Annotated in this window: 16 protein-coding genes; all 16 read left to right on the top strand. The window is 34.7% G+C overall.

The genetic code is table 11. The features are described from left to right. Positions 1 to 136: 136 nt before the first annotated feature. Positions 137 to 1,144 (top strand): phage/plasmid primase, P4 family, encoded by a 1,008-nt coding sequence (locus ACEN33_RS01465; protein ID WP_407094426.1) that lies wholly within the window; start codon positions 137 to 139, stop codon positions 1,142 to 1,144. Between the two features lie 348 nt (positions 1,145 to 1,492). Then, entirely contained in the window at positions 1,493 to 1,846 is a 354-nt protein-coding gene (locus ACEN33_RS01460; protein ID WP_407094425.1) for a hypothetical protein, read from the top strand. 39 nt (positions 1,847 to 1,885) lie between these two features. Next, positions 1,886 to 3,214 carry a phage portal protein gene (locus ACEN33_RS01455; protein ID WP_407094424.1) on the top strand — a complete coding sequence of 443 codons (1,329 nt, stop codon included), beginning with the start codon at positions 1,886 to 1,888 and terminating at the stop codon, positions 3,212 to 3,214. Beyond that, the gene (locus ACEN33_RS01450) at positions 3,201 to 3,794 is read left to right on the top strand and encodes an HK97 family phage prohead protease (protein ID WP_407094423.1); all 594 of its coding nucleotides are present in this window, start codon (positions 3,201 to 3,203) and stop codon (positions 3,792 to 3,794) included. Before ACEN33_RS01455 ends, ACEN33_RS01450 begins: the two co-directional genes overlap by 14 nt. A gap of 2 nt (positions 3,795 to 3,796) precedes the next feature. Further along, on the top strand, positions 3,797 to 5,047 hold the full coding sequence (locus ACEN33_RS01445; RefSeq protein ID WP_407094422.1) for a phage major capsid protein: 1,251 nt from the start codon (positions 3,797 to 3,799) through the stop codon (positions 5,045 to 5,047). A gap of 2 nt (positions 5,048 to 5,049) precedes the next feature. Then, complete coding sequence (locus ACEN33_RS01440; RefSeq protein ID WP_407094421.1) at positions 5,050 to 5,331, top strand: hypothetical protein; 282 nt, start codon at positions 5,050 to 5,052, stop codon at positions 5,329 to 5,331. 549 nt (positions 5,332 to 5,880) lie between these two features. Continuing rightward, positions 5,881 to 6,186, top strand: coding sequence for an HNH endonuclease (locus ACEN33_RS01435; RefSeq protein ID WP_407094420.1), 306 nt, complete (start codon positions 5,881 to 5,883; stop codon positions 6,184 to 6,186). Positions 6,187 to 6,318: 132 nt separating this feature from the next. Beyond that, positions 6,319 to 6,663: a hypothetical protein gene (locus tag ACEN33_RS01430; protein WP_407094419.1), complete on the top strand. Its 345-nt coding sequence runs from the start codon at positions 6,319 to 6,321 to the stop codon at positions 6,661 to 6,663. Between the two features lie 34 nt (positions 6,664 to 6,697). Continuing rightward, complete coding sequence (locus tag ACEN33_RS01425; protein ID WP_407094418.1) at positions 6,698 to 8,356, top strand: terminase large subunit; 1,659 nt, start codon at positions 6,698 to 6,700, stop codon at positions 8,354 to 8,356. 158 nt (positions 8,357 to 8,514) lie between these two features. Beyond that, positions 8,515 to 8,880, top strand: a complete 366-nt coding sequence (locus tag ACEN33_RS01420; RefSeq protein WP_407094416.1) for a phage head closure protein — start codon at positions 8,515 to 8,517, stop codon at positions 8,878 to 8,880. A 453-nt stretch (positions 8,881 to 9,333) separates the two neighbouring features. Continuing rightward, positions 9,334 to 9,864 carry a GNAT family N-acetyltransferase gene (locus ACEN33_RS01415; protein ID WP_407089198.1) on the top strand — a complete coding sequence of 177 codons (531 nt, stop codon included), beginning with the start codon at positions 9,334 to 9,336 and terminating at the stop codon, positions 9,862 to 9,864. Between the two features lie 91 nt (positions 9,865 to 9,955). Further along, complete coding sequence (gene gdhA / locus ACEN33_RS01410) at positions 9,956 to 11,281, top strand: NADP-specific glutamate dehydrogenase (protein WP_407089268.1); 1,326 nt, start codon at positions 9,956 to 9,958, stop codon at positions 11,279 to 11,281. A gap of 319 nt (positions 11,282 to 11,600) precedes the next feature. Beyond that, positions 11,601 to 12,053: a MarR family winged helix-turn-helix transcriptional regulator gene (locus tag ACEN33_RS01405; protein ID WP_407089197.1), complete on the top strand. Its 453-nt coding sequence runs from the start codon at positions 11,601 to 11,603 to the stop codon at positions 12,051 to 12,053. A gap of 14 nt (positions 12,054 to 12,067) precedes the next feature. Further along, a complete protein-coding gene (locus tag ACEN33_RS01400; RefSeq protein ID WP_407089196.1) occupies positions 12,068 to 13,012 on the top strand; it encodes a beta-ketoacyl-ACP synthase 3 in 945 nt (314 codons plus the stop codon). Between the two features lie 21 nt (positions 13,013 to 13,033). Next, positions 13,034 to 13,255, top strand: a complete 222-nt coding sequence (locus tag ACEN33_RS01395; RefSeq protein ID WP_407089195.1) for an acyl carrier protein — start codon at positions 13,034 to 13,036, stop codon at positions 13,253 to 13,255. Positions 13,256 to 13,284: 29 nt separating this feature from the next. Next, positions 13,285 to 14,244 carry a nitronate monooxygenase gene (locus ACEN33_RS01390; protein WP_407089194.1) on the top strand — a complete coding sequence of 320 codons (960 nt, stop codon included), beginning with the start codon at positions 13,285 to 13,287 and terminating at the stop codon, positions 14,242 to 14,244. The last annotated feature ends 3 nt before the right edge of the window (positions 14,245 to 14,247 follow it).

Here is a 14,247-nt window from a genome sequence, read left to right as displayed (position 1 = left end):
GATGAGACTAAAAAGTTTTTCTTTAGCTTAGAAAATCGATTAAAATATTTTAATTTCGATAAAGTGATCCAAAATTGAAAAATAACGACTAGAATAACTCAATATTTAAAAGTATGAATTATTCAGGACTAACTATATTGAAGATGCACCAGAACCAGAATTTGAAGGTTGGAAGTTCAGCAAGTGGTTAGAAGAACTATCTGATGGGGATGAAGAAAAACATACATTGTTATGGCAGATATTAAGTAACACAGTAGATACGAACGTTACTTCAGAATCAGTGATATTTCTATACAGCCCTAAAGGTAGTACAGGGAAATCGACTTTTGCCGAGCTTTGTATCAATCTTGCTGGTGAAGATAACACATCAATAATGAGGTTGAAAGAGTTTGAAAATGAGTACAGCATCGCTAGTTTATATGGTTCATCTTTAATTTATGGAGATGATAACAACCCTAAAGACTTTAACGAGAAAAGCGATAACCTAAAAAGTTTAGCAACAGGTGAAAGAGTTAGAGGTAGAGAGATATACGGTAAACCATTTAGTTTTAGAGTTACCCCTATGATAATTCAATCAATGAATGGTATTCCTCGCTTTTCAGATACAACAGATGGACTAATCAGAAGGTTAAGAATACTCAAGTTCAATCATGTTTATCGTGGTGAAAATAAGAATAGAGATATTAAAGATAAGTATATTAAAGATCCTAGATTATTGGAATACATCATGTTCAATGCTTTGAAATACGATTCTAATCATATGATTGATACTAAAGAAAGTAAGGCTGAGAAAGAAGAACTTAAAAGAGATAACGATACCGTCTATATGTTTATGGAAGATGTCTTTTCTCAGTTGACAGGTGATCTTATCCCTATGAAGTTGCTTTTCTCAGCATATCAAGTATGGGAATATCGTGAGTTAGGCTCTGAAGGTTTAATGAAGCAGAATACTTTCACTAAGAGAGCGAAAGAACATGCTGAAAAATACGGATATTCTTATGAAAGAAAAAACAAAAGAATACCAAGTGATTATGAAACACCAACTAATGACTTCGGTGTTCTAGGACAATTATTAAATATGACTTTTGAAGAAGTTGAGAAACATTATGAGTTAGGTAAAGCAATTCCATTACTGTTTAAGTAATGTAGACAACATTTGTCTACAAAAATGAAGTTGTCTACACATTTGTCTACACGATTAATCATTGATGTGACAGCATTGGTGAGGGTTATGTAGACAAGTAGACAATATTTTACTAAAAAAGTTATTAATAATTAGTATAGATATACACACATATGTAGAAAGTTTCAAAAAATATTGTCTACTTGTCTACAAAGTGCTGATATCGTTGTCATACCAACGTTTGTAGCTACTTTCAAGTTGTCTACACGAACAAACTTTGTCTACACAAAAACACAAAAAAGAAGGAGTAAATTTAGTTTAGGTTGCAACCAATAATAATACAGCACAGAAAAAGAAGGAGCAAAAACAATGCAAACATTTAAAGAATTATCACAAAAACACAATGCTGAGATGTCACAAATAGAAACATTCAATATTAGAATCAACGACTTTTGGGGATTAGAAGTTTGGAAAGGAAACAGTACTAGCAGATATGAAGTTGAAGTCTACAGTTTGGAAAACTCAATCAGATCATTTGAGACAGTTTATAACATTCCTTCATTAGAATTGACAGATAATGTAATTAAAGAAATGATAAGAGTATTCAACCTTGAGAAAAACAGAGTACCATTTGATAAGATGAAAGACTTCCCATACAACCATTGGCTAGACTTTAATAAATATTTACAAGAACTTGATAAACCACTAAAGAAAATCCAATAAGATGAAGCCCCAACTTAGTTTCAATGAAAGGAGCAATAAATGGCAAATATTATAGATTGGTTCAACGATTTATTTAAAAATGAAGATAAACAATCAGCAATGAACACATCAAATCAGATTGATTTTGACTATCTACCTAGCTTAGGCGGTAGTTTCTCATCTTCACATGCTGAAACACACAACAATCCCACGCTAACCTCTGCTGTAGATGCAATTGCAAGAAATGGGGCTAAGTTAAAGCCTATTCACTACATCAATCAAGGAGAAGGAAATGAAAGGATTAATCGTTTGTTACAAACACAACCTAATCCCTATCAATCTACTTATGACTTTCAATATAAAGTCATATCCACCTTGTTTTTATATAATAATAGCTTTGTCTACATAGAACGTGATAATAAAGGTAATCTCACAGGATTATATCCAATTAAAGGTCAATCCATGCAATTTGGGCTGGATGCTGATAACAACTTAGTTTGTAAATTTACATATAGTTCAGGCTTTGAAATCTATATCCCTTATAGTGAACTCATCCATCTGAGAAGAAACTATAGCTCAGATGAGTTGTTAGGAGACGATAACTCATCACTTAATCCACTGCTGGAAGTATCTGGCGCTCAAATGAATGGGACGGTACGAGGTATTGAATTAGGCGCTAATCTGAGAGGTATTGTCAATTACCAAACAACATTATCACCAGAGACCTTGAAGAAAAGAAAAGATGAATTTACAAGTCAGTATCTTTCATTAGAAAACTCAGGTGGCGTTGTTGCTACTGATCAATCAGTGCAATATACACCCATTGACAGCAAACCATATACAATTAGTGAACAGCAGATTAATACGATCAGCAATCAGATTTACAACTACTTAGGTGTTAATCCTAAGATTGTTTCAAGTGATTATAATGAAGACGAATTTGCATCGTTTTATGAATCAGTAATCGAACCACTTGCTATACAGATGTCATTAGAATTTACAAATAAGCTATTTACTGATAGAGAAAAGGCTTATGGTAACAAGATTGAATTTACATCAATTGGGCTTCAGTTTGCTAGCATGGAATCTAAGACTAAGTTATTAAAGGAAATCATTCCGATGGGATTGGTTACTATTAATGAAGCTAGAAGTATATTGAACTTACCTAAATTGACTGATGAGGATGGTAATAAACGATTACAATCATTAAACTATGCTGATACAGCAATCGTTAATGAATACCAGCTAGAAGGTAATTTAAGCGTGAACGGTCAAGCAGGAACTCATTTAAACATGAGTAATCAAGCAGAAGGTAATTCAAGTACAAACGATCAAGAAGATAATACATCCACCAATGCAAATGAAGGAGAATCAAATGAAAGAGATTAGAATAAACGACATCCAAATTGAACAACGAGATGCTGATACTCAAGAAGATATGATACTAGTAGGTTATCCTATCTTGTTCGACACACCTACTACCATAGGCAAAGGAGACAACGCCTATACCGAAGTTATTCAACGTGGTGCATTAGATGGCGTAGATTTTAATGATACACGCTTAATCTACAATCACGATATGAATAAAATTCCATTGGCTAGAACGGGTAAAACAATGGAACTATACGTGGATGAGGTAGGTTTACGTATGAGAGCTACATTACCCAGTACAGAAGAAGCAAGAAGCGTTTATACGGCAGTACAACGTGGAGACTTAGAGAATATGTCATTTGCTTTTACCGTATCTGATGATGGACACATATACGATGCTGGAACTAGAACACGTAGTATTCATAAAATTGATAAGGTGTTTGAAGTGAGTATCGTCCCATACCCAGCTTATAAGGAAACGGTAGTTTCAGTTGAAGCTAGAAGTATGATTGAAGATGTTCATAGCAAGTTAGATAGTACAGAACGTAAGGATCTAAAGATTCAATTAAATAAATTATTATTAAAAGGAGACAGATAAACATGAATTTTAAAACTATTGAGGAATCATTTAACTACTGGAATCAACGTACAATTGGTGAGATTGAAGAACGTTCTCAGCAGATTGTTATTGAAGTTGATACTAACCCTGATGCTGATATCGAGGTACTTAATATTGAAGTACAAGGATTAACAGATGCTAAAGCTAACTTAGAAGATAAACGTAGTCAATTCAAGGCTAACCTACAAGAATCATTTAACCCAATTACAGGAACTCACAATACAGATAATAAAGGAGACAATACAAATATGAACAATACTGATATTTTCGCAACTGAGGAATACCGTACAGCGTTTTACAAAGACTTATTAAACAAACCATTAGAAGAAACAGAGCAACGTGCATTAGAGACAGCAGAACAAGCGACCCATGCTGAGAAACGTTTAGATGGTTTTAATACAGTAACTACAAACGCTCAAGTAATCCCAACACTTACATTAAATGAAGTGGTTCGTAAAGCACGTACACAAGGTGGATTATTAGCTGAAGCACGTGGATTCAATATCCCAAGTAACTTAAAGATTCCAGTCGGTACTCCATTAACTGTAGCAGAATGGCATACAGAAGGTGCGGAGGTAGCAGGTGAAAAAACTACACCTACATCGGTTGAATTTAAAGGCTATGAATTAATCAAGATCTTCTCAATGTCAGCAAGTGCTAAGAAGATGAGTATTCAAGCATTTGAATCATATGTGACAGATGAATTAGTTTCTTCTGTAATGGAAGCGATTGAACAATCTTTAGTTAACGGAACAGGAGTAGGACAAGGTGAAGGTTTAGAATCTATTGAGTTCTCAGAAGTAAATGGTAACTTAGTAGAATTATCTAGCGCACCATCGTACACAGACTTCACAAAAGCATTAGGTTTATTGAAACGTGGCTACTCTAAAAATGCTAAATTCGCTATGAACAACGCTACGTTATACAGCTTAGTATATGGAGTAGTGGACAACAACAACCGTCCTATCTTTAACCCAGATGCACGTAACGCTGATGTCGGAACAATCTTAGGTAAAGTAATCGTTATTGATGATAACATTGCTGATAACGAGATCTACTTAGGAGACTTCTCAAGCTACTTAGGTTACAACATGCCTAACGGAATTGCCTTAGAAGTATCAACTCAAAGCTCATTCAATAAAGGTTTAATTGATTACCGTGCATTAGCAATCGCTGATACTCAAGTAATCTTACCAGAAGCATTTGTTAAGTTAGCTACAGTAGGTGAATAGGAATGGTTCTTAGTACACCAGATGCTGTAGATATATTAGGTCTAGATAGTGATAGCTATTTAATTGATTCATTAGTCGTACCCTTAGTAGACAGCTTACCAAGCCAAATTGAGAAAACAACAGGGCTTACTATTGAGGAACAGGAGAAGGAACCGTTAGTGTTCACACTATCATCCTTCTTAATTCAATTATGGTTCAATGCTGAGGACACTCAATCCTACAGATTACAGAGAGTTATTGATTCATTAACATCTACTATAAAGCATAATCGAGATACTCAGTAACCATCTATCATATCTATACCTTTCAATATATTGTTATTTACACCTCTAAATAATTAATACCACCTTTCAATATATTGTTATTTGCACCTCTAAATAATTAATACCACCTTTCAAAAAAACAACTTAGTATATTTACACATAGGGGGTAGTCAATTTATGGCTACCCTTTATGTTATATATACCTTCTATGATAAGTGATTACCGTTTGCTTATGTTAGATCAGCACACACACAACGTGCTGAGTACATAACATATTAAGTAACAGCTATCATTATCAATACCATCAAACTAGCTCAATCACGAGCCCATACCAATTGAACGACTACCTTTAAAATACTAATACTAATACAAATACTAAAGCGTACATGTTTATCCATTTACCAACAACTGCTGATTTAAGACAGCATCTGTTTTTAAACAGAGTGCTATTTTAAAAAGTACAAGGGGTAATTATACAGGCTATACCTTAGAAGTATAGGGGTATAAATATGTAAGTACTAGTACATATGACTACACACTACATTAAACATAAAAGAGGTGAACAAACAAATGGCGAGAGAATTTGCAGGGAACTTCTATAAGCGTAAGCAATGGATAGATACAAGAGAATATATCATGAGTAAATATGATTGGATATGTCAGCACTGCCAAGCACCAGCTAAGGTAGTACATCACATCGTTCATCTTAATGCACAGAACATTCATGATCCAATGATTGCTTATGGAGAAGAGAATTTGATTCCTTTATGTACTGATTGTCATGCGAAAGTGCATGCAAGCAACGATAAGAGTTTAACAGACAAAGGATTATTGTTCGATATTGATGGTAATTTAATACAAGTTGATAAACGTTGATACACCAAGCTTTCATAGTGTTTTCAAACAAACCCCCCTATATCAACATTCTTCATATAACCTCAAAGACCGCCACCCCCCTTTCCCACACCTCTAAACTGAATTTTGAAAATAATAAGGAGGCTAATTACCTTGAATAAAACGGAATATACAGACAAATTGAAAGAAACTTTACACATAATCCCAGAAGAACACCAACACATTGCTGAAGAATTGATAGAAGAACTAGTATTTATGCGAGAAGTTTTAGATAACGTGAAGCAGGAACTTATAAATGAAGGTGCTACTAGCATGTTTGTTAATGGTGCTCAGAGTAATACACGACAAACACCAGAGTTTAAATCATACATGGATCTATCAAATAGATATAAACAATACTTAGGCGAGTTGAAGAACTTATATCCGAAATCAGAAAATGCTACAGATGAATTAACACCAGAAGCTCAATTACTTGCTGAGTTCATGACCTCTAATTAGAGGGATTAATTTAAATATGAAAGGAGTTGAATAATTGAACTATATTATAGAATACGTAAATAAGATAGAATCAGGAGAAATAATCACTAGTAAGCGTGTAGCTAAGGTTTATAACGAACTAAAGGATAGGATAGAACATCCCACAGGTAGATATATCTTTGATGAGGAATCAGCATTGAGACCAATTAAATTCATTGAATCGTTTTGCAGACACTCTAAAGGAGATAAAGCGAGACAACTTATAGAGTTGGAGTTATTCCAAAAGGCTTATATACAGGCTTTATTTGGATTTGTGGATGCTGATACAGGATTGAGACAATATAGAGAGAGTTTATTATTAGTAGCGAGAAAGTGCGGTAAATCTACACTATTAAGTGCCATTGCCTTATATATGTTACTAGCGGATAATGAAACAGGTGCTGAGATATACTCAATTGCTACTAAACGAGAACAAGCTTATATCGTATTTGAAAGTACCTTGAATATGATTAAACAAGATCAGTATTTATCAACCGTGCTGAAGAAACGTAAAACAGATGTTTATTGTGATTTTAACATGAGTAAGATCCAACCTTTATCATCAGATAGTAATACCCTAGATGGTTTAAACAGCCATCTAGTTATCATTGATGAACTTCATGCGATTAAAAGTAGAGGTACATATGAAGTTATGAAACAATCTTTATCAAGTCGAGAACAACCAATGCTGATTATGATTAGTACAGCAGGTACGATTAGGGAATCAATCTTTGATGATACATACGAATATGCTACTAAAGTAGCTGATGGTATATACCAAGATGAAACATTCCTTCCTATTATATATGAACTAGATGATCCAGAAGAATATTTAGATCCAGATAATTGGATGAAAGCTAATCCAGCATTAGGTACGATAAAAAAACATTCGTATATTGAACAGCAATTAGACCGTGCTAAGAATAATCCAGTTGATTTACGAGGTATTTTAGTTAAGGATTTTAACGTTCGAGGAAGTGAAACAGGTACATGGTTAGACTTTTCTCAAATAAACAATGAAAAAACGTTCGATTTAAGCTCATTTCAGAACTATTATGCCATCGGTGGTATGGATCTATCTTCTAACGTCGATTTAACATGCGCTACAGTACTGATATTTAATCCAGATGACAATACTAAATACGTACATCAGCATTATTGGATTCCAGAGGATAGTAAGAAGATACGCACTGCTGAGGAAAGAAGCTTACTTGAGAAATGGGAAGAACGAGGATTGCTAACTTTCACTCAAGGGAATCTTATAAATTACTCACTGTTGACGAGATGGTTCTTAGATATAGTGAACGTCTATAACATAAACCTTCCTTACATATACTATGATAGGTACAGTGCTAGTCATTTAGTTCTTGAATTGGAACGAGAAGGCTTTAACATGATACCGACAGCACAAGGGGTTAAAACGCTAAGTTTACCAATGCAAACACTAGGTGCTGATCTAGCAGGGAAACGAGTGAACTATAATAATAACCCTATCTTGAAATGGTGTTTAACTAACACAGCAGTGAAGGAAGATATTAACGGTAATATCCAACCAAAGAAAACTTCTAACCCTAGCAGACGTATAGACGGTACAGCCAGTTTATTAGATGCTTACGTTGGATTATTGGAGCGTTACGAGGAGATTAAGAACCTACAGCCTAGTAACGTACAGTGAAACAACATGCTGAGGTGTTATATCAGCATAGGGATACAAGAAAAACCCATGCTGAGGTGTTACATCACCATAGAGATACAAGAAAACCCCATGCTGAGGGGTATATATCAGCATAGAGATACAAGAAACACAACTACTATATAGAAAGGATTGAACAGATGATTACCAACGATAGATTATTTAGTTTAAGACGTGAGAAGGGAAATCGTAAGGATAAAATAATTACCTTCTATGAACCAGTGAATGTTATGGATAGAGAAACAGGTCGTTTAGTTGTTAAGTGGAGAAAACTATTTGATTGCAAAGCATATGTAAGACAAGTAGGAGCTAATGAGTATATGTACGATAACATGGATATTAATTTTGAGGATAGACTATTCATGATCAACTACCGTGAAGAAGGATTAAGTACGAATAATCGTATTGTATATAAAAATAAAATGTATGAGATTAAGAAGATTGATACATTTGAGGATAACAGAAGAGATGATATTCTTATTTTAGGCAATGTATTCACTAAATAGGATAAGACTATCTATGTTATACTTTACAAACCACAATCGAATCGTGGTAATAAGGGGTTCGAAAAAGGTTCAGTAAATAGGTCGAATATCCAGAGCGCTTAGGTATTGATAGGTCAGCAGTCAGCTCACATTAGCATTTCCCAGAGCGTAATAACGGTCGCAGGTTCGAATCCTGCCTAGATCGTACAGAAACATTGATATGACGCGCATTGTATCATGACGTTCTAACTGGGGGTAAGTTGTTTTATGAAACCCCCCCTAAAAGTCGGCTATTATAAGCTTGTCGTATCATGCTGAAATAGGATTATATTGTTGACTGAATAAACCTCTTACTTACTAAAGTAGGAGGTTTTTTTGCTTTTAAAAAATTTTAGATAGAACATCTATCTGAGAATAGTAACATTTTCCCGAAAGGTGTATAGTAGTAATTATCAAAAAAGGTAGGTGATCGGCATGGAATATAAACTCATAACTAAAGACGAAGAAGCAGCATTGAATTTACCGAATGAGCCGGTTGAATTATATGGCAAGTTAGTTGTTTCATTAAATAAGAAACAATGGACTTATAAAGAAGAATTGTTCGAGCAAGATGAAGAACAAACTTTTCCTGAAGAGAACTATATATATGAAGAGATTGTTGTAAAAGGATTTGCGATTGGAGCTTTTCAAGATTCAAAATGTGTCGGCTTAGCTGTCTTTGAACATCAATGGAATAAGTATATGTACTTAGCTGATTTAAAAGTAACAAAAGAATATCGCCGATTTGGACATGGTCAAGAGTTAATTAAACAGGGCTTCATAGAAGCTCAAAGTCTAGGTTATAAAGGCTTATTCACTATTGGACAAGATAATAATTTAGGCGCTTGTAAATTTTATTTAAATCAAGGTTTTGAGATAGGTGGCTTTAATAATCGCGATTATGATTTTACTCAGCAAGAGGGAAAATCAGATATATATTTCTATTTAAATGAGATGAGAAATTAGAGACCTTTATTAAAATATTTTCATAAAAGACAAAGCTGTGTTATAATGACTTATACGAAAAGAGGAGTGACACATAATGACAAATAATTATATGACGCGTGTTTATGACAAATTATCAAAAACTTTTGAGCATGAAACAGAATTTTTACAAGCTGTGAAAGATTTTCTTGATGCAATTGAACCAGTGATTGAAAAACATCCTGAATATGAAGATTTGGCAATACTTGAACGAATCACTGTGCCAGAAAGAATTATATCTTTCCGTGTTCCTTGGGTAGATGACCGAGGGAAAGTTCAAGTGAATCGTGGTTACCGTGTGCAATTTAATTCCTTAAATGGACCTTATAAAGGTGGTATTCGCTTCCATCCATCAGTAAACCAAAGTATCATGAAGTTTCTTGCTTTTGAGCAAATCTTCAAAAATTATTTAACAGGTCTACCAATCGGTGGAGGTAAAGGTGGTGCTGATTTTGATCCTAAAGGGAAATCAGACAATGAAGTGATGAACTTTACTCAAAGTTTTATGACTGAATTACAAAAATACATTGGTGCTGACGAAGATGTGCCTGCCGGTGATATTGGTGTAGGTGCACGAGAAATTGGGTACATGTTTGGACAATACAAACGCTTAAACGCTAAGACTCCGGGTGTATTAACTGGGAAACCTATTCCAGCTGGAGGGAGTCAAGGACGTGCTGAAGCAACGGGTTACGGATTAATTTACTTCTTATTAGAAATGTTGACTGAAGTGAATGAAACACTAGAAGGTAAACGAGTGATTATTTCTGGTTCTGGGAATGTTGCTTATTATGCTGCGAAGAAAGCCATGGAACTTGGTGGTGTAGTTGTTTCTTTTAGTGATTCAGATGGGGCAATTTATGCTGAAAATGGTATCGATTTAGATACGGTAAAACAAATTAAAATTGATAACCGTGGAAGAATTAAAGAATATATTGATGCTCATTCAGATGCTGAGTATTTTGAAGGTTCACTTTGGGATCATGATATTAAAGCAGATATTGCCTTACCATGTGCAACTCAAAATGAAATTAACGAAGAACAAGCCCAACGTTTAGTTGATAATGGAATTAAATTTGTCGCTGAAGGGGCAAATATGCCAAGCCATACAAATGCAGTAAAAGTATATAAAGAAAACAAATTATACTATGGGCCTGGTAAAGCCGCTAACGCTGGTGGGGTTGCGGTATCTGCGCTTGAGATGAGTCAAAACTCACAACGACTAAGATGGACAACGGAAGAAGTTGACGAGAAACTTAAAGTCATCATGAAAGATATCTTCAAACAAGCATTAGATGCAAGTAATGCTTATGACTTAGATCATGATTATGCTGCCGGAGCAGATATTGCATCATTTGAAAGTATTGCTAAATTAATGATTATGAATGGTGTCGTATAAGACACACGAAATAATAAGCTATTGGGTGAATTTTTCATCTGATAGCTTATTTTATTTTCAAAAATCTCAGGGACATTTTTCATATTTCCACACTTTAAATACGACCCAACACATATCTTCAACAAAATAAAGCTATAATAATACTTAAAACGATTACACAATATAACAATAATGATTTGAATAATCGCCATTCCTAATAGTTTCTATCGGCTTAAAAAAACTTTAAACTTTTATAGTTTGACAACCAAACTAATTTCATTTATTATTTGACTATCAAATAGTTTGAATATCAAACGAAGTTGATGAGAGGTGATAATGAGTGGATAATGGGACCGTTACAAAAATTAACGATTATTTGGTCCAAATATTTAATGAAGTACTATTAATTGAAGAAAATTCGCTTAGACAAAGTGAGTTTTCAGATCTAACTATTAAAGAGATGCATACTATTGAAGCAATTGGTCTTAAAGGAAATTTAAGTTCATCACAAGTAGCAGAGAAATTATCTGTCACTAAAGGTACTTTGTCTGTGTCCATACAAAATCTTGTGACAAAAGGCTATGTTGAACGGGTGCGTTTAGAAGAAGATCGTCGAGTTGTTAGACTTAAGTTGTCTAAAAAAGGAAAACTACTCTTTCGCTTGCACCGCAAATTCCATCTAGATATGGTAAGAGATACAATCGCAGGTCTAGATAAAGAAGAAGCGGAAATGTTAATTAAGGGATTAGGTAATCTACATAATTTCTTAAATGACATTAAAGAGAAATTGTAGAAAAGGAAGATGATATGAGTCGTATTATTGCTACAGGAGCGTATTTACCGGAGAAAGCTGTATCAAACACAGAATTAATCGAAGTAAATCAGTTAGACTCATCCACAGAATGGATTGAGCAACGAACTGGTATAAAACAACGTTTTTTTGCAAATGATGAAGAGACAGTGGCGAGTATTGCGACAAATGCCGTAGACGATTTACTTAGTAAACTGGATGAAGATATTCGACATGACATTAAGTTGATTATAGTTGCAACAATGTCTCAAAGAGAATATACACCATCGACAGCCAATAAAGTGCAGTTAAATCTGAATTGTCACAATGCCATTAGTTTTGATATTAATGCCGCATGTAGTGGATTTGTCTATGCATTGGATATTGCTGAGAAAATGTCAAAATCATTTTCATCTGGCTACACATTAGTGATTGGTGCTGAGAAGATGAGTCAGATTTTAGATTTCAATAATCGGGCTACGTCTATCTTATTTGGTGATGGCGCTGGGGCATTGTTAATTGCCAATGACGGCGAAGGTTTACCTGAATATGATAGTTGTTTGAATTCTCGTGGCGATGAAAATCTATCCATCGCAGTAGCTCCTAATGAAGAAGGAGATATTACTTTGACGATGAATGGACGCGAAGTGTTCAATTTCGTTCAAAGAACGGTTCTTCCGTCATTAGATCAATTTGTAAACAAACAAGAAACTTTAGATTATATCGTTAGTCATCAAGCGAATTTCCGCTTTATAAAGATGATGTCCAAAAAACTAAAGATGGATTTATCAAAAATACCATCGAACATAGACCGTGTTGGGAATGTATCTGCTGGAAGTATTCCAATTTTATTAAATGAAATGGTTGAAGCAAAACAAATCAGACTAGATGGCACTCAAAGTGTTGTTATGATTGGTTTTGGTGCAGGCTTAACATGGGGCGAAGTACACACAAAATTATAAAAATTATTGGAGGAAAATATTATGTTTGAAAAAATTAAAGAAATTATCGTGGATCAATTAGGTGTAGAAGAGAATGAAGTAACCTTAAAAACTAGCTTTGAAAACGACTTAGAAGCGGATAGCTTAGATATCTTCCAAGTAATCAATGAAATCGAAGACGAATTCGATATTACAATTGATACTGACCAAGACTTAAAAACAGTTGGAGATTTAGTTAGTTACGTTGAAGGATTAGACAAATAATTTTTCTCGTTAGATAAAGGAAGGTATATATGAAGACAGCCATTACAGAATTACTAAACATTGAATATCCTATTGTTCAAGGTGCAATGGCATGGGTTGCTGATGCAGATTTAGCGAGCGCAGTATCCAATGCTGGTGGATTAGGCGTTATAGGAACAGGACATGACCCTGTTGAATTAGTTCGAGAAAAAGTTGAATTAATGAAGTCAAAAACTGACAAACCATTTGCAGTGAATGTCATGCTTTTAAACGCAAATACCCAAGAGGTTGTTGATTACTTAATCGAATCTGGAATAAAAATCATCACAACAGGTGCAGGAAACCCTGCGAAATACATGCAAAGATTTCACGATGCAGGTATTAAAGTGATTCCAGTTGTAGCTTCAGTCGCTCTTGCGCGACGTATGGAGAAAATTGGAGCTGCCGCTGTTGTTGTTGAAGGGATGGAAGCTGGGGGACATATCGGTAAATTAACGAGTTTAGCCCTTTTAGCTCAAGTCACAGAAGTTGTAACGATTCCTGTCATTGCTGCAGGAGGATTCGGAGATGGTCGTGCTTTAGCAGCAGCTTTAATGCTAAGTGCTGACGGTATCCAAGTGGGTACACGTTTCGTTGTTGCAGATGAATCAAATGCTCATGATAACTTTAAGGACGCGATCCTTAAAGCAAGTGACATTGATACTGTTGTAACAGGTCAGATTACAGGACATCCAGTCCGAGTTCTGAGAAACCGACTAACAAAAGAATATTTACAAGTCGAGAAAGAAATCACAAGTCTTCCAGGTCAAGACTTTTCACGGTTGGAGCAAATGGCTCAAGGCGCTTTAAGAAAGGCCGTTGTGGAAGGCGATACAGTAGGTGGATCAATGATGGCTGGCCAGATTGCCGGTTTAATTAAAGAAAGACAAACTGTTAAAGAAATTATCGAAGATTATATTCAAGTAGCGAAAGAAACATATAAGGAAAAAGCAAATTATTTTGAAGCTTAATTG

The sequence above is a fragment of the Ruoffia sp. FAM 24228 genome, from assembly GCF_045528575.1.
Classification (GTDB): domain Bacteria; phylum Bacillota; class Bacilli; order Lactobacillales; family Aerococcaceae; genus Ruoffia; species Ruoffia halotolerans.
Note: the sequence above shows the minus strand (reverse complement) of the source record. Positions and strands in the feature narration are given on the sequence as shown.